The sequence below is a fragment of the Lyngbya sp. CCY1209 genome, from assembly GCF_035615495.1.
Lineage (GTDB): Bacteria > Cyanobacteriota > Cyanobacteriia > Cyanobacteriales > Microcoleaceae > Limnospira.
Genome location: NZ_JAJENU010000700.1, coordinates 21,695 through 43,184 on the forward strand (window position 1 = coordinate 21,695; position 21,490 = coordinate 43,184).

Genomic DNA, 21,490 nt, shown 5'->3' on the forward strand with positions numbered 1-21,490 from the left:
AGGATTGCAGATCGATTGTCATATCAAATCCGGTTGAATGCCCGGAAAAAAAACGTGTCGGATATGCGAGACCGCTCGGGAATCAATTCCCTTTTCTTGTGGCAAAAATCCTCGCTTCGTGGATTGGGGAGGTTTGGGAGGGGATAACCGGATCTGATATCAGTCAAAAACCCGATCTGATATGAGTCCTGACTCTTGACTCATTCTGTTGACTCATACTGTGGGGGCAACCGTCTCTGGTTGCCCGGAGATCTCTCGGATTTGGGCGTTTGTCCCGTCAAACTTTGGAAGTAGAAGCCGCCCACCGTCAGCAAAAATAACAAATAGCCGATCGCCTGAATTAAATAAATGCGATCGCGGTAGCCGAATAACGCTTTCAGGAGGACGCCGGGAAACTCGCGATCGGGTAAAATCTCGTGCAAATTCCAAACCTGCGGCCCCAAAATGCACGACGCCTGAGCCCAACACAGATCCCCCTGCAACGCCGCCGCCGCGTCGAAATGCCGCAAAGCCGAAATCACCAAACCGGAGACGATCAGCAGCAAAAACACGCCCATCACCTGGAAAAATCGGCGGATGTCGATGCGGATTCCCCACTTGAATAGGAGGACTCCCAAACCCGCCGCCGCGGCAATTCCGGCCAGGGCCCCGATCGCGGGGGCGAGTCCCTGTTGAAACTTCGCCACGATGAACAAAACCGTTTCAAACCCCTCCCGCAAGACGGCGATGAAAATGAGGGTAAAAACGCCCCACCCCGCCGCCGTCCCGCCGCGGTTGATAACGGAACCGATCGCCCCTTCCACTTCGGCTTTCAGGGATTTTGCCTGCTGCGTCATCCAGATCAGCATCCAACTCAACATGGCGATGGCGACGACGCCGAACCCCGCTTCCAACAACTGTCCGAAAATTGGGGCGGCGGGATTTTCCGAGGCGGCGACGCCCTGAATTAAGGCCGCGAATAAAACCCCCACGCCGGCGCTGGCCAGCAGTCCCGCCCCGATGCCAAAATACACCCAGGGGTTGAGGTGGGTCTGTTTGGCTCGACTCAGGCAGGCCATGACGATGCCGACGACGAGGGCGGCTTCAAACCCTTCTCGGAGGGTGACGGCAAAGGTGGGGAGGGCGTCGCTGAAGTTCATGGAATCGGTTTTTTCAGTGGGCGATCGGTCAGGTCAATTGCCGCTGTAGTCCCGCAGCATTTTGCGGATCTCGATGTTGTGCAGTTCTTCCTGACCGATCATTGTTCTAGCATATTCTTCCAGGTAAATGCTGGCATTTTCGACGACGCCGAGGAGCGTTTTGTACATCTCCAGGGCTTTTTTCTCGTGGACGAGGCTTTCCTCCAATAAATCCTTGACGGAATGTTGGTAAGTTTCCTCGATGGGGGCGATCTTTTGGCTCGGATGTCCCTCCAAACCGGTGAGAATTTCCCCCGCCTGCTGGGCGTGGGTGAGGGATTCGGTGGCTTGGGCTTGGAAAAATTGCACGATGGGCAGGCGGTTGGGCCCGGTCACCATCAGCGAGTAGTGGGTGTATCGGACGACTCCCGCCAACTCGAATTCCATGATGGAATTGAGGAGTTCGATTGTTTTGTTCTGGTCAAGATCTCTCATGCTGAGTAATATCCGTCGGGCAACCCCGCATAACGACTGCCTGAATATTATGCCAGGATTTTATAGTTTCGGTTTGTAGGCTCTGCGACATCTCGGACTCGGGCTGTCCCGATGCCCTCTTGTTTCACAAAATAGAGTATTTGTCAAGTTTTTTCAGGAAAATTTAATAAGTTGGGTTGGAAGTCCGGGATTTCGTTTTTGGGGATGCGATCGCATTTTGGGGTCTGAAATCGCGATCGCGATTCTCAAGCATCAACCCCAAAAATTCCTCCCTGTTCTCCGTGCCTCTGTGGTTAATTTGTACACCCCCCTCTCCACAGCAATATGACGGAAAAACAAATCATCGATTTTGGTTAGGTATTTGATTGAAAAAATTTCGGTCATTTTTGAGGATTATAAAACCCATCAATTGTCCACGATTCGACTCGAAGCGATCGCCAATGATTGGCGATCGCGGCCCTACCGAAAGGTAGAAACTGCCCGAATATGCCCCCCCTGGGGATTGCCAGAACCGAATTTTTATTGTCGTGGCAAATACCAGTTGTTTTATCTATAATGCTTGGGGTCAACTCTACCGTGTCGTGCGAGATGAAAAAACATTGGGTCACAATCGCAACTTGGGTGTTGTTGGGGCCGATCCCGCTGTTCGGCTGCTCCCAACCGCAGACCTCGGAGCCGGAAGTTTCCGACAGTCAAACCCCCGAAACGACGGCGGCGCAACCGGTCGGCGGCGAGGTGGGGACGATGGAATTTCGGGCCAACGGCGAGGACTTCGTCCGCAAGGGTTTTGTCAGCAAAGATGGGTGGCAAATTGACTTTGAGAATCTCTATGTAAACTTTGCCGAAGCCCGGGCTTACGAGACGCTGGTGCCCTACGATGCCGACGCGGGGGGCGAACCTCAAGTCAAACAGATCATCAGTTTGGTGGAATCCAAAACGGTGGATTTGGCGGCGGGGGACGAGGACGCCGAAACTATTTTGGTGAACGAAGTTCCAGCGCCTCCGGGACGTTACAGCGCCCTGTCTTGGAAAATGGTTCCGGCCCCAGAAGGACCGGCCGCGGGCTATCCGTTGGTAATCAAAGGGACGGCCTCCAAAGACGGCCAAACCGTGCCCTTCACCCTCAAGATCAACGAAGAACTGGCGTTCACCTGCGGGGATTATGTCGGGGACGATCGCAAGGGGATATTGCAACCGGGCGATCGGGCCGAAATGGAGGCCACGTTCCACTTCGACCACCTGTTTGGAGACGGCCAAGCCGCCCCGGACGACGAAATCAACACGGGGGCCTTGGGATTTGACCCCATCGCGGCGATGGCCACTGACGGCAGCGTGGACGCGGATCTCGACACCCTGCAAGCCCAACTCTCCGAAGCCGAGTATCAACAATTGATGGAGATCCTGCCCAACCTGGCCCACGTCGGGGAGGGCCACTGCACCGAAACCCAGATGAGTGGCGGAGAAGGCTGATCGGAATTTGGGAATTGACCTTAAAGAAACTCCCCCGAGTCCGGGAGGATGAGATGATCGCCCCGAGTGCCGTAATTTGAAGGAGATTGAGACGTGAGATGGAAATACGCCCTTCCGTTGCTGTTATTCTCAGCCGCCGGCATCCCGGAACGGGCGATCGCCCACGGGGCCAACATCGAATATCAAAAGACCTCGGCCGTCGAGATCGAGGCCCGCTACGACTCGGGGACGCCGATGGCCGACGCCCAAGTTAGCGTCTACAGCCCCGACAACCCGGCCGAGCCCTGGAAAACCGGACTCACCGACAGCCGGGGCCGGTTCGTCTTCATTCCCGACCCCGACAAAAGCGGGTTGTGGGAAGTCAAGGTCCGTCAGGCGGGACACGGCGACCTGATCGCCGTCCCCGTGGGTCCGGCCGCCGGTGCGGAAGCGGCGGGGGATACCCGCTCCCGGACCGATGCGATCGCGCCGAATTCTTCATTACAATCAAATTCCCTACAAACCTGGGTCACGGCCGCGGCGGTAATCTGGGGATTTGTGGGGACGGCCCTGTTCTTTTCGCGGTTCAAACCCGCCCCCTCCAAACCGGGCGAAACCCGGTCGGTGAGGAGTCAGGAATCGGAAGGTTGACGCGGGCTCCGATCCGCACCGCCGACAAATCGGGTCAAAGGCCTCTCCTTTTGAGCCGTGAGAAAACCGTTTCTCTCTTCTCGATCGGTAAGACTTTTGACGTTTGACGTTTGACGTTTGACTTTTGACTTGCGAAGTTTTATGCATATTTCCGAGGGGATTCTCCCCGCCCAAATCTGTATCGCCGGTTACGGAATCACCGGTTTGGCGACCTGGTATTCCCTCCGACAAATCAACCGACAAAATAACCCCACCGAAGGCATTCCGAAAGCGTCTTTGCTGACGGCGGCGTTCTTCGTTGCCTCCTCCCTGCACATCCCCATCCCCCCCGCCAGCGTCCACCTGGTGCTCAACGGCTTGTTGGGGGCGGTTTTGGGCTGCTACGCCTTTCCTGCCATCCTGATCGGGTTGATCTTCCAGGCGATCGTGTTCGGACACGGCGGACTCACCACCTTGGGGGTGAACGCCACGATCATGGGAGTCCCGGCCCTGGTGGCAGCCGCGCTCTTTCAGTTGCGAAACCGATTCGCCGATCGCATGGGGGACGCCCTCGCCCTGAACGTCTTCGGATTTTTGTCCGGGGCGATCGGGGTGGGGTTGGCGGCGACAATCTTTTTTACCCTGGTGATCACCAACTTGCCCTCGGGTTTCGACACCGAGACGGAACGGACTGCGATCGTCGGGCTGATGATCGCCCACGTCCCGCTGATGGGAATTGAAGGAGTTTTTACCGCGATGGTGGTCAGTTTCTTGAGTCGGGTGAAACCGGAATTGTTGGTGGGTTGACATCCTCCCCGCCCTAAAGGGACGTGTATCCGACACCTCACGATCTGAAAAGTCACGACTCCCTACTCCCTATTCCCTATTCCCGATTCCCTATAATGAATTTCAGGCTCGATGAGTATGCCCACCTCGATTCGCCCATCCATCGGTGGCATCCCCAATCCAAATTGATCGGACTGCTGGCGTTGATGTTCGCCTTCGCCGCCGTGGAGACGCCGCGGCTGATTCCGGCGATGTTTGCCGTCGCGATCGCCCTCTACCTGCTCTCCAAATTGCCCTTCTCCTTTTTGGCCTCCCGGCTGCAATATCCCGGCCTATTTCTGCTCGGGGTCGTGGCCCTGCTGCCCTTTTTCTCCGGCCAAACTCCCCTGTGGACCTGGGGGCCGGTGACGGTGTGGCGGGAGGGGTCTTTGGCTGTATTGCTGATCGCCAGCCGGTTTTTGGCAATTTTTACGGTCGGCGTCGTTTTGTTGGGAAGCAGCTCGTTTCTGACACTGATTAAAGCAATGCGATCGCTGGGCTTATCCCCGATTTTGGCCGATATGCTGCTGATATCTTACCGATATATCTTCGAGCTGGGCCACCAATTTCAAATGATGCGGCGGGCCACCGTCCTGCGGGGCTTCCGACCCCGGCAACTCAGTCGGCGGAATTTGCAAGTCTACGCGGCCCTGGCCGGCAGCCTGCTGATCCGCAGCTACCAGCAGTCCGAGCAAGTTTACAAGGCCATGCAACTGCGGGGCTACGGAACGGCATCCGAAGCCGACGGGCGCCTGCGACTTTTCCCCGACGGCCCCAGCGCGATCGCCTTCGGGACCTGTATCGGTCTGGCGGCGGGATTTGTCGGTTTTGAGATATTCACCTGAAGGATCTGGAACGTTGAGCCCCACCCCCTCTCACCCACTCGATTGTTACGCTCCCATGACGCGAACCCACCCCCCGGAGAGAATTGGCGTTGCGGTTCGGGATCTCGTCTTCGGCTATTCCCCCGAAACTCCTATCCTCCGAGGCATTTCTTTTGACCTCACGCCGGGAGAGCGCATCGCCCTCCTTGGGCCGACGGGAACCGGAAAAAGCACCCTGATGGAAAATTTGATCGGGTTGAAACGGCCGCAGGAAGGACAGATTTGGATCGGGGGAACCCCCCTGAAACCCGACACCCTCTCCGAGGTCCGCCGCCAGATCGGCTTCGCCTTCCAAGATCCCGACGACCAACTGTTCATGCCCACGATTTTTGATGATGTCATGTTCGGGCCGTGCAATTACGGCGTCCCCCCTGCCGAAGCGGCCGATCGCGCCGATCGCCTGCTGGCCCAATTCGGACTGACCCAATGCGCCCGCCGTTCCGTCCACGAACTCTCGGGGGGCCAGAAACGGTTGGCGACCTTGGCGACGATTTTGGCCCTGAATCCGTCGGTCCTGATCCTCGACGAACCCACCAACGGCCTCGATCCCTGGTGGCGGCGGCACCTGGCCGAAATTTTGCAGGATTTGCCGGTGCAAGTCCTGCTGATCGCCTCCCACGATCTCCGCTGGGTGGGGCGGGTCACGGGGCGATCGCTGGTTTTGGGGGACGGAAAAATTCAAGTAGACCGGCCCACACCCGATCTGTTGGAAGATGGCGATACCCTGGAACGGTGCGGTTTGCCCCTGGACTGCTGAGGTTGTCCGGAACTTTACGTTTGACGAAAATCAGTGGCGGCGATGGCTACAAGACTGCTACTCTTGTCTCTACTGATAGCCGGATACCTCGGTAGCCGTCTGATCATGGCACTGTAATTGTAATGAAGTGTAAGGAGTTCAAACATGGTAGAACCCACCCAGAGTCCCGACCCCACGACGACCCCAATTGACGCGAGTACGGAAGCGGGGGGGACGATGACCCCCGCCTCCGAAACGGCACCGGCAACGGATCAATTTGAAGAGATCAAACAAAAAGTTGTGGTCTTTTTATCGGAACTTCCGGGCTATGTTTCTCGCTTTTTTGGAGAGTACCAAAGACCCATTATTACGGTCCTCTTGATCGTGGCGGCGATCGTCACGGTCAAGGTGCTGTTTGCGGTGGTCGATGCCCTGAATGACATCCCCCTGCTGGCTCCGACTTTTGAGTTGATCGGCATGGGATACGCCGCCTGGTTCGTTTACCGCTACCTTCTCAAAGCCTCGACCCGCCAAGAGTTGGTCGATGAAGTTAACGCTTTCAGGCAACAGATTTTGGGTAATAAATCCTAGTCTGTTTGGGTCGAAAAATGAGGGGCGGGGAAGAATTGATAATTGAGAATTGATAATTATTGAGGCTTCCCCGATCCTCGATTCCCGAAGCGACTGACGTGACTCCCCCATCGCGATCGATTTTTGTCGGGAAAAGGGGTTGACAGGTGGCCGGGGCGGGGGGTAGAATATTGACATAAGCTTCCACAATGGGAGTGGTAACACAAATAAAAATTTTGCAAATATTCCCATTATATAAAAAGCATATCAAAATTTTTCGGAAAAGGCAAGCGATCGCCAAAAAAAAGTCGAAATTTTGCAAAATTTTAACAAAATTTTAATGTTTCGGCTTGAGAGCGATAATCGTGCGGTGGCGGCGATCGCTGGCGACGGTGGTTTTGTAGTCAAATCCGACCTCTTGCAAAGCCGCCTCCACGTCGAAGGTGTAAAAATCGTCGGTCCAAGGTTCCGTACTTTTCATCAGGGTAAAGAGGACGGGGGGCAAATTTTGAATCACCGGGGACTTGGGATTATTGTCAACGATGGCCAGACAGCCGCCGGGACGCAAAACTCGCCCGGTTTCTCGGAAGATTTCCCGCGTCGCCGTCCGGGGCAATTCGTGAATTAAAAACTGCAACGTCACTACGTCGAAGGACTCGTCGGGAAAGTCCATTTTTTCTGCGTTCCCGTGCTTCCATTCGGCGATTTCCCCTTGAGAATCTCGGAACTTTGCCACCGATAACATATAGGGCGACAAATCCAAACCCACCGTCCGCACGGGGGTTTCTTGTCGATTTTGATAAAATCGGTGCAGCCACCGCGTCGAAATGCCCACCGAGCACCCCAGGTCTAACACATCCCGGACTGGGTGGGGGCTGTAGGTTTCTAACACTTGGTGAAAACTCGATCGCAACCGTTCCTGTGCCGCCTCCCAAGTCAACTCTTCCCCGGGCCATACCCGCAACGCCATCGCGTAGGTGGCGGACTCCGCCTCGAAGGCGGCTTTCCAGCACAAATTCCCCTGGTCATAGGCGTGGAAGGGCAGTTGATAATAGTCGGGATAAACCCAATTCGGATCGGCGATCGTGTCGAACAACTCGGCGGCGTCGGAGGCTTCCAGTTGGCGAGAATTGTCCCGCCAGGGGATGCCCTTTTTTTCGGCTGTTTTGATCAGTACCCGTCTCGCCTGTTGCTTCATGAGGGCATAAATCGGCTTCGTTTGAATCAGGAGGTTGACGAAACGGGAAAGCAGGTCTTCCCCCGCCCAGTCCGGCTTGATTTTGTCGCTTGCGGTCATAGCTCGATGTGATGGCGATCACCCAATGGTAACTGATCGATCATCTTACAACAGATTCAGATCCCTTTTCAAAATCGGCGCATCTCCGGCGGGGCGATCGCTCTCATGGGTTCGGAAATCGTTTTCATCTACGATCTGATCATTGGCAACGCAAGTTGACGGACAGCCCTTGATCGCTTCACAATCCGAACGGCGATGCTATGATGGTAAGGTGCGATCGCCTTTGATTCCATTTCAGCCGATCCGAGCGTGAATCTGCTGCTTCATTAATGCCTCCATCAAATTCTCCAATTATACGCCGTTTATTTTCCCTCCTTGGATTGGTAATTTTTAGTCTCGCTATCGTCGCGATATTGCGAGAATTACAAGCCCAAGATTATCGTAAAATTTGGATCAATCTCCGGCAATTCGATCCCCATACCCTGCTGGGGACGGTTGGTTTTACGGTGATCAGTTACGGGGCGATCGCTTGTTATGATATCCTGGCTTTTGCTTACATCAAACAACCCCTATCTCGCGCTAAAATTGCCTTTGCCAGCTTGATCGCCTATGCCGTCAGTCCCAGTATCGGTTTCGCCGCATTGAGTGGCGGTGCGATCCGTTATCGTTTCTATTCAAGTTGGGGAATATCAACCCTCAAAATTGCCCAGGTGATCGTCTTTTCAAACCTCAGCCTGTGGGTGGGAATTTGTGCGATCGGCGGTGGGGTATTTTTAATCGAACCCCTCATCCTCCCCTCCCAATTAGACCTGCCATTTGACTCTCTGCGAATTGGGGGAATTACCTTTCTTTTATTGACGGGACTTTATTTAGGAATTTGTGGGCTGCACCCATCGCCGTTGCGGCTGCGATCGCTCTCATTTCGCTTTCCCTCCCTCAAACTCGCCCTCGGACAGATTGTAGTTTTTACACTCGATTGGGGCTTTGCAGCCGCCGCACTTTATCTGCTATTACCCCGACAATATAACCTATCATATCCGCAATTTTTCGGCATCTATATGCTGGCGATGGTCGCCGGTTTACTCAGTACCGTTCCGGGAGGATTAGGTGTCTTTGAAACCGTCTTCCTTTTGTCTCTGACTCCCGCGATAAAAAAAACGACGTTGTTTAGCCTGCTGCTAGTTTTTCGAGGAATCTACTATTTTTTCCCCTTGGTCGTTGCGGTTTTATTGATCGGCGTTTACGAGGGGAAAAAAAACCGTGCAGATCTCAATCTTTAAAGGCAAGAATTCGACCCCAAAAAGATCCGCCCATTTAGTCCCGGAACGGACGTTCAGACGGGACAAAATTCAGACTTTCGAGTTCAAATTCTGGCCAATTTGATACAGTGGCGATCCGGGGGTGGGGGACGGGGAGTCCTTTTCCGGTTGAATTTATAAAAAAAATCAAAACTTGTTCCATTTTAACCGAATTTTTAGCTAACCTTAACTTGACAGCGTTACCCTACTGAAGACTTGAGTTGTCCGATCCGTCAATCGACCTACACTCAGGAAAGTGTAACCGGACAATCCATTAAATTTCGGAGGGGCAAGACTTGATGTCAACATGGAAACGATTATTTAAAAGGTGGGAACCAGCCATGACCATAACTCCACAGGAACAACCGGCCTTCGGAAACATTACCATCGAAGACGATCGCACGGGATTGGACATCGAAACTCTGCGGCGTGCTTTTGCAGATAACCTGTTTTATATCCAGGGAAAATATCCGGAAATTGCCACCCTGAATGACTTCTACCTGGCCTTATCTTACACCGTCCGCGATCGTCTGTTGCAGCGGTGGCTGAATACCGTCCGCACGGCGACCCTCAAATCCGACGTGAAAGTCGTCTGTTACCTGTCGGCGGAATTTCTCCTCGGCCCTCACTTGGTTAATAATCTCACCAACTTGGGAATTTACGAGCCCGTCCGTCAAGCCGTCGAAGCCTCCGGTTTGAACTTTCAAGAATTAGTCGAACAAGAAGAAGAACCGGGGTTGGGCAACGGCGGTTTGGGGCGTCTGGCGGCTTGCTACATGGACTCCCTCTCCACCTTGGAAGTTCCGGCGATCGGTTACGGCATCCGCTACGAATTCGGCATTTTTGACCAGGAAATTAAAGACGGCTGGCAAGTCGAAATTACGGACAAATGGCTGCAAAATGGCAACCCCTGGGAAATCGCCCGGCCGGAAGCGGCGGTGAAAGTGAAATTCGGCGGCTACACCGAAAGTTACACCGACGAAACGGGTGAGTACCGAGTCCGCTGGATTCCCCACCAAGTTGTCAAAGGAATCCCCTACGACACCCCCATCACCGGCTACAAAGTCAACACCGTCAACACCCTGCGCCTGTGGAAAGCCGAGGCGCCCGAATCGTTCAATTTCCAAGCCTTCAATTTGGGGGATTACTACGGGGCCGTCGATCAAAAAGTCGTCTCCGAAAATATCACCAAAGTTCTCTATCCCAACGACGAACCCCTCCAGGGAAAACAACTGCGACTCGAACAGCAATTTTTCTTTGTTTCCTGTTCCTTACAGGACATGATCCGTTTCCATTTGCAGTCCGGCGGCAGCTTGGAAACATTCCACGAAAAATTCGCCGTCCAACTCAACGACACCCACCCCTCCATCGGCGTGGCGGAACTGATGCGTTTGTTGGTGGACGAACAAGGGATACCCTGGAATAAAGCCTGGGAAATTACCCAGAAAACCTTCGCCTATACCAACCACACTTTGTTGCCGGAAGCGTTGGAAAAATGGCCGGTGGGTCTGTTCGGAAGCCTCCTGCCCCGCCACTTAGAAATTATCTACGAAATCAACCGCCGATTTTTGGAAGAGTTGCAAAATACAAACGGCCGCGACGGTGGCAAAATTTCGCGGCTGTCCCTCATCGATGAAGCCGGGGAACGCTACATTCGGATGGCGAACCTCGCCGGCCTGGGAAGCCACGCCATCAACGGGGTGGCGGAGCTCCACACCGAACTGTTAAAACAGGACACGCTGCGAGATTTTTACGAACTGTTTCCGGAGAAATTCAGCAACAAAACCAACGGTGTTACGCCCCGCCGCTGGATCGTGGAAAATAACCCCCGTTTAACTCAGTTGATTTCCGATAAAATTGGCGACAATTGGATTACCCATTTGGACGAATTGCGGAAGTTGGAAGGGTTGGTTGACGATCCGGAATTTCGCGATCGCTGGGGACAGATTAAATTGGAGATCAAGGGAGATCTCGCGAATCGCATCCGACAGAAAGTCGGCGTGACGGTGAACCCCGAATCCCTGTTTGACATTCAGGTGAAGCGCATCCACGAGTACAAGCGCCAACATCTCAACGTCCTGCACATTATCACCCTCTACAACCGCATCAAAGAAGACCCCGACATTAATATTGCCCCCCGCACGTTTATTTTTGGCGGCAAGGCGGCGCCGGGTTATTTTATGGCAAAATTGGTCATCAAACTGATCAACTCGGTGGGTGAGGTGGTGAACAACGATCCGGACGTCCGCGATCGCCTGAAAGTTGTCTTTATCCCCGATTACAACGTCACCAACAGCCAGATGGTGTATCCCGCCGCCGACCTGTCCGAACAAATTTCCACCGCCGGAAAGGAGGCGTCCGGCACGGGAAATATGAAGTTTTCCCTCAACGGCGCCCTAACGATCGGAACGCTGGACGGGGCGAATATCGAGATCCGCGAAGAGGTCGGGGAGGAGAATTTCTTCCTGTTCGGTTTGACAGCCGAGGAGGTTTACCAACGCAAAGCCGAGGGTTACAATCCCTGGGATTACTATTATGGCAATCCCCAATTGAAGGCGGTTATCGACGCGATCAGTTCCGGCTATTTTTCCGACGGGGATAGCACCCTCTTTCAACCGTTGGTGGATTCCTTGTTGCACCAAGATCAGTATATGCTATTCGCCGATTATCAGGCTTATATCGACTGCCAGGATCGGGTGTCTCAAGTGTGGCGCGATCGCGATTTGTGGCTGCGGATGTCCATCCTGAATACCGCCCGCAGCGGCAAGTTTTCCTCTGATCGCGCCATCCGCGAATATTGCGAGGAAATCTGGCAAGCTAAAGCCGTCCCCATCGAATTGGCGGATTACGTTCAAGCCCAAGCCGGTTTGAGTGTGAAATCCTAATTTTTGGCATCTGGCATCAATTCAATTTTCCCTCTAACCCGATTTCTAGGATTGTCCTGGAAATCGGGTTTTTAAATTATTAAATTAACCACTCCAGACACGGAGGACACAGAGAGATATTATTCTTTTTGTTTGAGGAGGAAGCGAAATTGGGTTTGGGGGATTAGATATTCGATAAATCCTCGGGATCGGGGATTTTTGAGTAAATCCTGGAATTGCCGATCGCCCCGAAAGTTGGGATGTCCCGTCAGTGTCGGTGTCACCAATATGGCGTCGGCTTGATTGTTTTGTAGAAATTCGTCGATGGTGCGATCGCGGGATTTGTCCCACGGCAAAACCCCAGTGTAGTTGTCCCCCAAATAGGTGGCGAAACCGCCGTCGGCATCCAGCAGTTTGACGGGGGTTTCGATGTTCAAATTTCGGATAAAATTGACGGTGTTTTGGTGGGGAAGTTCTACCGAACCAAAGTGGCGGGGAATGCCGCACCAGTCGTAGGCGATACACCACCCGAACGCCAGATTCGGAGTCAACAGAATCAGAATGCTTCCCGCTGCGATCGCCCGATCGATCCTCAAGTGTTGTCGTGGGGATGTGGCGATGCTGGCATCGAATAAGACAGCCAAGATGATCGACAAAAATGCACCCTGAATAATTAAATAGTGCGATCGCGGATAAATCAGAATTGCCGACGGAAAAATCGCCAGAAAAAGAACCGCAGCGGTGACAGTCAAACGCCGCCACTGTTTCCGATCCAAATTCTGAATAATTCGAGTTCTTTTTTGAAAGATGCGCCGACAGATAAACGCCAACAGAACGATTTCGGCAAAAATCAGTTTATCGACAAAAACCGAACTCCAACCGAAGGATTGAAAAGAGACAAAGAGGATGGCGATGGATGTGTTGAGATATCGATTCAAATTGGCGAGAATGTGGCGGACGAATAAAACCGGGGAATTCCCAAAGGCTTCGGCGAGGTTATCCGCACCGTCAAACAGAATGGGAATCCAATCGACATGATGATCCCAAGGATTTAACGTGAGATGGTTCCAAGCCGCCCAATTAAGGGAAAAATGCTGGCTGAAGGCAAACCAACTGCGTCCGCCTGCCAGGGGATTGCCAATCAAAATTAGTAATAATATGGCGGACAACAAGAATAAGCCGATTTCGGAAAAATTGCGTTTTCGATTGACGGGTGTTTTGAAACTGTAGATCAGTTCATAAATAGCGATCGCCAAAATCAGAACCACCGACAGCGTATATTCCGGACGGACGTAGGACATCAATAAAACCCCGATGCCCAGACGGGATAAATAGGCGATCGCGGTTCGAGTCGGAGTGGCGACAATCAAAGTTATCAGTAAAATCAGCAGTGCGAAATGGGTGGGACGGGGATCGATTTCCAAAATATCCGATATCAAAAATAAACCGGACGCGGCGAGGGAGATTGCCGGAGAAACCGCCAGCGTCCGCAAATAGAGATAGAGTGCGATGACAATTGTGATCGGCAAAACTTGCTGATTAAAAAAATGCAGATTGACGGGATCGGATGTCAATCTTGATAATAGAAAATACCACACTCCATAAAGCGGCCCCCACTGCGGATCGGGGAGTCCGTCTTCGATCAACTGCAAGCCGGAAGCCAAATATATCGTCTCGTCGAACATCCGCAAATCGCTGACGCGATCGATATTTAAAACCAGCTTAATTCCGGCGATCAGCAGAGAGACGAGTAAAATCATGTCGCATCGATATTGCTGAAAAAGTGCGATCGCTTTTTGTTTCACCTTCGGTGCCTCCCACGCCATCCCAAAAAAGAGATATAGTAACATTGAGATTCGGAACGATCGACATCGACTCGTTCCTCCGTGCCTCGGGGGAAAATTTTTTTGACCTCCCAATGCACTCCCATAGTATAATTGGATCGAATTCGATTACAATCCTTCAACCTAAAATGATGACGGACTTCACCATCCCCCTCGACGACTCCGACAGGACGAGCGATCGATTGTTCGAGTTTTGTCAAATTTAAAAAGGTGCGATCGCAAAGCGTTGCGGATGCAATCTCGCGCCCCAAAACCCTTAAATTAAGATTAGGAAATTGTAAAAAAAAGGAGTCAAATCTTGACAGTTGATCGAAAATATGGTAAATTTCAGCCATATGCTAAAGTTAGCCCGTTCCCGTGCCTCCGGGGAGCGATCGCCCTGTGCACCGCCCTTTTGCTGACTCTCCTGACGGGTTGCGACATCCCCCAAGTCTCCGCCGAGCAACGAATGTTTCTGGACTTGTCCCTGGAGTATCTGGGGGACTACCAGTTACCGGAAGACAAACCCATTTCGGATCTCACCTACGAGATTAGTGGCTACGGAGAACCCGCCGACAAAGGAATTCGCTTCTACGGGTTGGCGGCCAGCGATCCGGAATTTTATACCCTGCGGCTGGAATTTGGGGACGGGGACGACATCTCCGAGATCGCCCTTGAAGACACCACCATTTTGCGGGAATCCACCGGCGAGCCCCTCGCCGTCCATCCCCGCAGCATCGTCTTTTCCCCCCGAAAATCCGTCTTTGTGGCCGCCGCCACCGACGAACCCGATCGCCCCTTCCGGGTGGGAGAATACGACCTGGAAACCGGACAACTCAAAAACGACGTCCCCCTCCCCCCCACCTATTTTCCCCGGGAAGATGCCGAACAAGGGCTGCAACCCAAATTGGGCCTGAAATCCCTTTCCATCGCCCCGGACGGCTTCAGTGCCGGCGGAATGGACCCGTTTCGGTTATTTGTCGCCCCGGAAGCCCCGCTGTTGCAGGATTTAGATAGCGATCGCCCGCCAAAAGTGCGCCTGCTGCATTATGTGATTGCCGATCGCGCGTCTTTCCTCGTCTCCGAAAACCTGTATCCTTTTGATGAAAACTCGCCCGGAACCGACCTGGCGGGATTCGTCGCCCTCAACCGGGGCGGCTCGTTTTTGAGTTTGGAGCGATCGCCCGACGGCCTGGGAACGGCTATTTATCAAGTGTTCAGCGGCGACTCCACCGACACCACCCGCATCGCCAGTTTGCGGGGAGAACTGACCAAAGTGCAACCCCTGCGAAAACAACTGCTGCTGGATTGGCCAGCCTCCGGCATCGATGCCGCCGTCACCGCCATGACTCTGGGTCCCCGGCTCCCCGACGGCGGACAAAGTTTGATCGCGATCGCAGACAACCCGACGCGGCTGTTCCTCTTCCGCCTCCGGGAGAGTTAGGGAATTTTAGATTGTAGGGGCACAAGGCTTGCGCCCTAATGTTAGATTTTAGATTCCCTAAATCCCGAGTTGTAGGGGCTCTGCCTCCGTGCCTGCCCTCCTCCACTCCCTCCGCTTCACCGTTGCCTCCTCCGCCTCCCCCGCTCCCTCCACCCTGTTTTGTAGTATCCTGAAAGGTTGAGTGTTGCGAACTGAATTTTTTCCATTCCATGACACACGCCACAGATATTCTCACCTTGGGCCGGTGGCTGGCTTCCGACTTCAGCAACCAGGCCCAGGCCTTTGAAAATCCGCCCTTTTTCGCCCACATCCGCGTCTGCGTGCGTCCCCTCCCCTGGGAACTGACGGACGGTCTGAGCCTGTATTTGGAACAGGCCTACGATATCGACCTGATGCGGCCCTATCGGGTGCGGGTGCTGAAGCTGGTTCCCGCCGGAGATCACATCCAGGTGGAAAATTACGCGATCGCCGGCCAGGAGGAATTTTTCGGGGCCTCCCGGCAACCGGAACGGCTGAAAACCATGAAGACGGAACAGTTGCAAAAACTGCCCGGTTGCACGTTCATCACCCACTGGACGGGGACGGGGTTCAAGGGGGAAGTGGAACCGGGGAAAGGCTGCATGGTGGAACGGAAGGGGAAACGGACCTACCTGGACAGCCGGTTTGAAATCGACGCCGATCGCTTCGTCAGCCACGATCGCGGCATGGACCCGGAAACCGACGAACACCTCTGGGGTTCCATCGCCGGACCGTTTGAATTCGTGCGCTGGGCGAGTTTTGCCGACGAGGTGAAAGTGAGTTAATATCAAATCCCGGATCTCAGATTGTGATCCAGCTTTTCGGGATCAAATCTTGGGTCGAGTCGGGCAGTTTCAGGGATAAGGGAATCCCCAACCGGCGCAGGCCGAGTCCGAACCACTGCTTGGGGGCGATCGCCTGTTTTTGAGGACTGTCGTTGAGCCAAGCCCCCCACCAACTGAGGGCGTTATTGGCGATGATATTGCGATCGCAGCTCCGCATCAATTCCAAATTTTCCAGTTCCGTCGCGAAGGGCGAATAGACGACGTTTGGATGTTGGAAATTCTGGCGGCACCATTCGAGATCGTCCGAACAGATAACGAAGATCGGGCGATCGCCATTTTTTTGAAAATAATCCATCGCCTTTCGATAATAATTGCAGCCCGGTGAAGTGTCAATCTCCAGACTTTTATCTAACAAAAGATTGCCCCGTTTTACATAAATTGAAATCAATTCAGACCCATCTATCCTCAGCCGATTTGTGAAATGATTAACGGTTTCAGTAATGGCTTGATTTTGGCAGGTCAGTTCTTTTCTAATGATGTCGGCGATCGGTCGGAAATACTTCTCGGATTGAAAGTGACCGCGCAGGTCGGTATCGAAAGGTACGGCTAATACGCCGGGGTCAAAGTGAAAGTGTTTTTCTTGATATAAATTGGTAATTTTTTCTGCCTCCTCCGGGGTGATAATTTCATAATTTCCGATCTTAAATTCTGACAACAAGAAATTTTTGTGGGATACGTTGAGTCGCAACCGGTAATGCCTCTGTAAGGCGATCCGTTTCAAAACGGCATATTGAAACAGTTGCTCCCCCAACCCGTATTTCCCGATCTGCGAATTTGTCACCATAACATCTATCTCCGCCTGGATATCCACCCGAACATGGGGAACGAACGGATCGAATTTTGTCAATTTTGGGGGTTGATATAGCAATCGGCAGTCAACTTTCAGCCATCGGCTTTCGCTCCACTGTCCGTCATGGGGAGGTTTGGGGATTTTCAGATGTCCCGACCGTCCTGGCGATCGCCATACAATGCACCCATAGCTCCGGTCGTGAGGTGAGTCCGGCGATCGCTCCCAAGGGTTCCGATCCGACCGTCAACCGCCCTTCAAAATAAGTGTGTAGAATGCAGCCAATTCGAGGACTCATCTCCAACGGATTACACTTGCAAGATAACAGCATAATTACCGTTTTGACAACTTTTCAGATCGCCGCCGGATCTTTCCGGATCTTCCCCGAGAAACGCGGAGCGGCGGCTAGACGAGATCGGACCGGGCAAAGTATGATAGATCCCCCAAACTCCGGAAACTTCAATTCATGCATCCGATCGACTGGCTGATTGTCCTGATTTACCTGATTTTGACGATGGCGATGGGGCTGTACCTGTCGCGGAAGGGGTCGAAAAGTCTGGCCGATTTCTTCGTCTCGGGGCGATCGCTGCCCTGGTGGCTGGCTGGCATCAGCATGGCGGCGACGACGTTTTCCATCGACACCCCCCTCTACATCACCGGCGTCGTCGCCAACCGCGGCATCGCCGGCAACTGGGAGTGGTGGACCTTCGGCATCTCCCATGTGATCATGATCTACATTTTCGCCAGGATGTGGCGGCGATCGGAAGTGCTCACCGATGCCGAACTGACGGAACTCCGCTACGGGGGCCGGATGGGGGCGATCCTGCGGGGGGTGAAGGCGTTTATTTTTGCCGTTCCCATGAATTGTATCGCGATCGGCTACGCGATGTTGGCGATGGTGAAGGTGGTGGATGCCCTGGAAATTTGGCAGAGTTTGGGTATCGAGGCGGGGGATAATAACCTGAAACTGTTCAGCGTGATCGGCGTCAGCATTTTTGTGTTGATTTACGCGGGTTTAGCCGGACTTTGGGGGGTGGTGGCGACGGATTTTTTCCAGTTTTTTCTGGCATTATTCGGCGCCGTTGTGGTGGCGGCTTTCGCCCTGGGAAGTGTGGGGGGCATTGATGCCTTGGTGGAACAAGTTCCCCTCGCCTCCCCCGACAAAGATATCCTCTCCCTTTTACCCCTGACGGTGGGGGGAGAAAACGGGTGGATTTCCTTCAGCAAAACCGCCGGAATTACGGCGAGCACCTTTTTCGCCTATATCTTTATTCAATGGTGGTCCTGGCGACGGAGTGACGGCGGCGGGGAATTTGTGCAGCGGTTCGCGGCGGCGAAAAATGAGGCGGACGCGGAAAAGGCGGCCTGGACGTTCAATATCATGCACTATGTGATCCGCACCTGGCCCTGGATTTTGGTCGCCCTGGCTTCTATTGTTCTTTATCCTGATTTGGCAGATAAAGAATTGGGCTATCCGAAATTGATGCTGGACTTTCTCCCCGTGGGGGTTTTGGGGGTGGTGGCGGCGTCGCTGCTGGCGGCGTTCATGAGCACGGTTTCGACTTCCATCAACTGGGGGGCGTCGTTCATCACCAACGACCTGTATTTGCGGTTTGCGAACCCGGCGGCGTCTCAGGGGGAGTTGGTATTGGTGGGGCGGCTTTCGTCGGTTCTGGTGACGGTTTTGGGGGCGATCGCGGCATTTTTGGCGACGGACGTGGCGACGGTATTTCGTTTGGTAATTGCCATTGGAACGGGTTCCGGGTTGGTGCTGATCCTGCGGTGGTTCTGGTGGCGGGTGAACGCGGCGGCGGAGTTAAGTGCGATCGTCGGCAGCTTTTTGGTGGGGATGCTGACGAGTCTTTCCCCCGGGTTCAAAATCGAGGATTTCGGTTGGCGGATCATATTCATCACCGCCAGCGTGACGCTGCTGTGGGTGGCGGTGCTGCTGCTGACGGCGCCGGAGTCGGAAGATACCCTGGAAACTTTCTACGAACGGGCGCGACCGGGGGGACCAGGTTGGCGGCGGCAGCGGGTGAAGACGGGTTTATCTCCTGCCCAGGATTTGGAATTGGATTTGCAAAAAGTCCTCGCGTCGATTTTGTTATTGTTGGGGACGCTATTGGCGACGGGCGGATTTTTGCTATTGCAACAAACCGTCGCCTGGGTGTCTCTAATTGTGGCGGTTGTGGGCGGCGTCTGGCTGCGAAAGTTGTCGAAAGCGCGATCGCTCCCCATGCCGCGCCCCGGTTTGGACGATGAGGATTTGATTTAGGGTGTAGCAGACCGGGTTTCTTATCACCCCAAATTCTCTCGCCCCCCTAGTCCAGTAGGGTGGGTTAGGCGCCGCCGTAATTTTTCGGAAAAACCCACAACTTTTCATCGGCGCCGTAACCCACCATTTTTCGCCTTTGTTGTTTTGGACTTTCCGGTTTCTTCGTCCTCAATCTCACCGCCAATTAGAAACCGGGTTTCTAGCGGACTATCGGATTAAGAACGAGGAACTCTCATAGAAACCCGGTTTCTTTTCACCCCCAATTCTCTCGCCCAAACGACACCCGCTTGGGAATCAATTCCCAAGCTAACAGCCAAAATCATCTAAAGATGATTGGGGAGTTTGTACAGAATCTAATATAAACTTGCCCCCTCTGCCCCCTCCGCCCCCTCCGCCTCCTCTGCCTCCTCCGCCCCCTCCGCCCCCTCCGCTCCCCCAGAGCCGCAATTGCCGGAAAAGCGTTACAATTTGTTACGGGATCTTCCCATTTTTCTCATCAACCATTGAAATTTCCGATATGGCTTTTTTCCGTCAGTACATCGCACCGCTGATCGTGGTTCTGATCTTTTTGGTGGCCTTGGTGGCCGTCAGCGCCCGGATTTTCCTGCCGGGAGATTTGCAGGCGCCCGCCCCGGTGGGGTTATTAATTAACCATCTGGGAGAACAGGCGCGGGGGGTGGTTTCGTCGATCCGTGTCTGAGGCTTTAATTTCGGGTTACGATATCCGCCGGGGGTCTGGCCACGATCGCGCCCTATTGGTCAAATTCATGAACCGCACCTACCGGGAACTCTTCCCCGACGGGGAATTTTCCCACCTGGCGCGGACCGTCGATCAGTATTTTTCTGGCCGGACGCCCCTGTGGTGGGTGGAAGCGAACCGGGGGGACAACCCATCCGCGATCGCCTGTCTGTGGATGGGAAGCGCGATCGACCAGGTGACGGGCGATCGCACTTCCCACATTTTCCTCCTCTACGTCCGCCCGGAACACCGCCGCCGGGGCATCGGTTCGGCTTTAATCCAATACGCCGAAACCTGGGCGAGAAACCGGGGCGATCGCGCGATCGGCCTCCAAGTCTTCACCCACAACCAACCCGCCCTCAACCTCTATCAAAAATTGGGCTACCAGTCCCAATCCCTGAGTCTGATCAAACCCCTGTCAGGGGAGTAGGGAGTGGGGAGTGGGGAGTCGGGGAAAAGCTCATGAATTGATAACTATCAATTATCAATTATCAATTATCAATTATCAATTGTTAATTATTCCATCTGCGTTCGCTCTGATGTAAAGTGATTGATATGGAGGATGATGAACTGAGTGTAATTAATTTCCAGCCGACGGCTGAGAGTCCCCTGGACAACTGGGAAGAGGAGGAAGCGCCGAAGCCCGATCCGGAGGAGATGTTGCCGTTGCTCGAATCGCCGGAACCGCAACACCGGATGATTGCGGCGCGGGCGTTTTGCGAACTTCAGGACGATCGCGCGATCGCGCCTTTGATTCATTTATTGCAGGATTCCTGCCCCCTGGTGCGGGTGAGCGTGGCTTACGCTTTGGGCCGAAACCCCAGCCCCGACGCGGTGGAACCGCTGATCGACCAATACAACCGCGATTGGAACGGTTACGTCCGCAAGGGGTTGGTTTGGGCCCTGGGAAACTGCCGCGACGCCCGGGCTTTGGATACCCTGCTGGACGCCCTGAAAACGGACATTCCCGCCGTGCGGCTGTGGGCGGCGAGTTCCCTCGGCCAGATGGCGAAGGTGGGATATGACGTGGTGGTGAAGGCCGTGCCCCCGGTGATCGAGGCCCTGCGGCGGGATGAGGTGGCCGCCGTCCGCAGCAATTGCGCCTGGTCCTTGGGCCAGTTGAGTCGGGAATTGCCCTCGAACGTGGTTTATGCGGTGGCGATCGATGCTTTAATTGAGTCCCTGGAGGAAGATGACGATCTCAGCGTCCGGGACGATGCCAAATCCTCGTTACTGCGGGTCGGCGATCCCCGAGGATTGCAGATTATCGAAGAATTGCAGATGGACGGGTTGATTTAAATTTGGGGAAGCGGGGGGGAAGCGGGGGGGAGCCCCGGCAACCAGAGACGGTTGCCACCACATTATCATAATCAGATAACTGTAGGGGCAGTGCCTCCGTGCCTGCCCTCTGTATCAATTTTTCCCCATTCCCCATTCCCCATTCCCCATTCCC

Annotated in this window: 20 protein-coding genes; 14 read left to right on the top strand and 6 right to left on the bottom strand. The window is 53.9% G+C overall.

Annotated elements, in window-relative coordinates:
• Positions 1-200 precede the first annotated feature (200 nt).
• Positions 201-1,139, bottom strand: coding sequence for an FTR1 family protein (locus tag LKE08_RS28895; RefSeq protein ID WP_324707758.1), 939 nt, complete (start codon positions 1,137-1,139; stop codon positions 201-203).
• Between the two features lie 33 nt (positions 1,140-1,172).
• Positions 1,173-1,613: a ferritin-like domain-containing protein gene (locus LKE08_RS28900; protein ID WP_324707759.1), complete on the bottom strand. Its 441-nt coding sequence runs from the start codon at positions 1,611-1,613 to the stop codon at positions 1,173-1,175.
• 588 nt (positions 1,614-2,201) lie between these two features.
• On the opposite strand from LKE08_RS28900, the gene LKE08_RS28905 reads away from it, so the two are divergent.
• The 6 genes from LKE08_RS28905 to LKE08_RS28930 all read left to right on the top strand — a co-directional run bounded on the left by LKE08_RS28905 (position 2,202) and on the right by LKE08_RS28930 (position 6,728).
• Positions 2,202-3,083: a DUF4382 domain-containing protein gene (locus tag LKE08_RS28905; RefSeq protein WP_324707760.1), complete on the top strand. Its 882-nt coding sequence runs from the start codon at positions 2,202-2,204 to the stop codon at positions 3,081-3,083.
• Between the two features lie 93 nt (positions 3,084-3,176).
• Positions 3,177-3,713 carry a carboxypeptidase regulatory-like domain-containing protein gene (locus tag LKE08_RS28910; RefSeq protein WP_324707761.1) on the top strand — a complete coding sequence of 179 codons (537 nt, stop codon included), beginning with the start codon at positions 3,177-3,179 and terminating at the stop codon, positions 3,711-3,713.
• A gap of 141 nt (positions 3,714-3,854) precedes the next feature.
• On the top strand, positions 3,855-4,499 hold the full coding sequence (gene cbiM / locus LKE08_RS28915) for a cobalt transporter CbiM (protein WP_324707762.1): 645 nt from the start codon (positions 3,855-3,857) through the stop codon (positions 4,497-4,499).
• A 95-nt stretch (positions 4,500-4,594) separates the two neighbouring features.
• Positions 4,595-5,362: a cobalt ECF transporter T component CbiQ gene (cbiQ, locus tag LKE08_RS28920; RefSeq protein ID WP_324707763.1), complete on the top strand. Its 768-nt coding sequence runs from the start codon at positions 4,595-4,597 to the stop codon at positions 5,360-5,362.
• Between the two features lie 55 nt (positions 5,363-5,417).
• The gene (locus LKE08_RS28925) at positions 5,418-6,158 is read left to right on the top strand and encodes an ABC transporter ATP-binding protein (RefSeq protein ID WP_324707764.1); all 741 of its coding nucleotides are present in this window, start codon (positions 5,418-5,420) and stop codon (positions 6,156-6,158) included.
• Between the two features lie 144 nt (positions 6,159-6,302).
• Entirely contained in the window at positions 6,303-6,728 is a 426-nt protein-coding gene (locus tag LKE08_RS28930; protein WP_324707765.1) for a CAAD domain-containing protein, read from the top strand.
• A gap of 316 nt (positions 6,729-7,044) precedes the next feature.
• Here LKE08_RS28930 and LKE08_RS28935 read toward each other — a convergent pair whose 3' ends face one another.
• Positions 7,045-8,004: a class I SAM-dependent methyltransferase gene (locus LKE08_RS28935; protein ID WP_324707766.1), complete on the bottom strand. Its 960-nt coding sequence runs from the start codon at positions 8,002-8,004 to the stop codon at positions 7,045-7,047.
• 320 nt (positions 8,005-8,324) lie between these two features.
• On the opposite strand from LKE08_RS28935, the gene LKE08_RS28940 reads away from it, so the two are divergent.
• Both LKE08_RS28940 and LKE08_RS28945 read left to right on the top strand, forming a co-directional pair.
• Positions 8,325-9,224, top strand: a complete 900-nt coding sequence (locus tag LKE08_RS28940; protein WP_324707767.1) for a lysylphosphatidylglycerol synthase domain-containing protein — start codon at positions 8,325-8,327, stop codon at positions 9,222-9,224.
• 359 nt (positions 9,225-9,583) lie between these two features.
• The gene (locus tag LKE08_RS28945) at positions 9,584-12,127 is read left to right on the top strand and encodes a glycogen/starch/alpha-glucan phosphorylase (protein ID WP_324707768.1); all 2,544 of its coding nucleotides are present in this window, start codon (positions 9,584-9,586) and stop codon (positions 12,125-12,127) included.
• Positions 12,128-12,246: 119 nt separating this feature from the next.
• Here the strand turns inward: LKE08_RS28945 and LKE08_RS28950 are convergent, their stop codons facing one another.
• On the bottom strand, positions 12,247-13,956 hold the full coding sequence (locus LKE08_RS28950) for a hypothetical protein (protein ID WP_324707769.1): 1,710 nt from the start codon (positions 13,954-13,956) through the stop codon (positions 12,247-12,249).
• Between the two features lie 292 nt (positions 13,957-14,248).
• Between LKE08_RS28950 and LKE08_RS28955 the strand changes: the two genes are divergently transcribed.
• Both LKE08_RS28955 and LKE08_RS28960 read left to right on the top strand, forming a co-directional pair.
• Positions 14,249-15,373: an esterase-like activity of phytase family protein gene (locus LKE08_RS28955; RefSeq protein ID WP_324707770.1), complete on the top strand. Its 1,125-nt coding sequence runs from the start codon at positions 14,249-14,251 to the stop codon at positions 15,371-15,373.
• 209 nt (positions 15,374-15,582) lie between these two features.
• The gene (locus LKE08_RS28960; RefSeq protein ID WP_324707771.1) at positions 15,583-16,176 is read left to right on the top strand and encodes a chromophore lyase CpcT/CpeT; all 594 of its coding nucleotides are present in this window, start codon (positions 15,583-15,585) and stop codon (positions 16,174-16,176) included.
• 16 nt (positions 16,177-16,192) lie between these two features.
• Here LKE08_RS28960 and LKE08_RS28965 read toward each other — a convergent pair whose 3' ends face one another.
• Together LKE08_RS28965 and LKE08_RS28970 are read right to left on the bottom strand one after the other, a co-directional pair.
• Positions 16,193-17,020 (bottom strand): alpha-1,2-fucosyltransferase, encoded by an 828-nt coding sequence (locus tag LKE08_RS28965; RefSeq protein ID WP_324707772.1) that lies wholly within the window; start codon positions 17,018-17,020, stop codon positions 16,193-16,195.
• A gap of 127 nt (positions 17,021-17,147) precedes the next feature.
• Complete coding sequence (locus tag LKE08_RS28970; protein WP_324707773.1) at positions 17,148-17,321, bottom strand: hypothetical protein; 174 nt, start codon at positions 17,319-17,321, stop codon at positions 17,148-17,150.
• 168 nt (positions 17,322-17,489) lie between these two features.
• On the opposite strand from LKE08_RS28970, the gene LKE08_RS28975 reads away from it, so the two are divergent.
• The 4 genes from LKE08_RS28975 (at position 17,490) to LKE08_RS28990 (ending at position 21,336) form a co-directional block, all read left to right on the top strand.
• Positions 17,490-19,298: a sodium:solute symporter family protein gene (locus LKE08_RS28975; RefSeq protein WP_324707774.1), complete on the top strand. Its 1,809-nt coding sequence runs from the start codon at positions 17,490-17,492 to the stop codon at positions 19,296-19,298.
• Between the two features lie 517 nt (positions 19,299-19,815).
• Positions 19,816-19,998, top strand: coding sequence for a hypothetical protein (locus LKE08_RS28980; protein WP_324707775.1), 183 nt, complete (start codon positions 19,816-19,818; stop codon positions 19,996-19,998).
• Positions 19,991-20,467 (top strand): GNAT family N-acetyltransferase, encoded by a 477-nt coding sequence (locus LKE08_RS28985; RefSeq protein ID WP_324707776.1) that lies wholly within the window; start codon positions 19,991-19,993, stop codon positions 20,465-20,467. The genes LKE08_RS28980 and LKE08_RS28985 overlap by 8 nt, the downstream gene beginning before the upstream one ends.
• A 125-nt stretch (positions 20,468-20,592) precedes the next feature.
• Positions 20,593-21,336, top strand: a complete 744-nt coding sequence (locus LKE08_RS28990) for a HEAT repeat domain-containing protein (RefSeq protein ID WP_324707777.1) — start codon at positions 20,593-20,595, stop codon at positions 21,334-21,336.
• Positions 21,337-21,490: the final 154 nt, after the last annotated feature.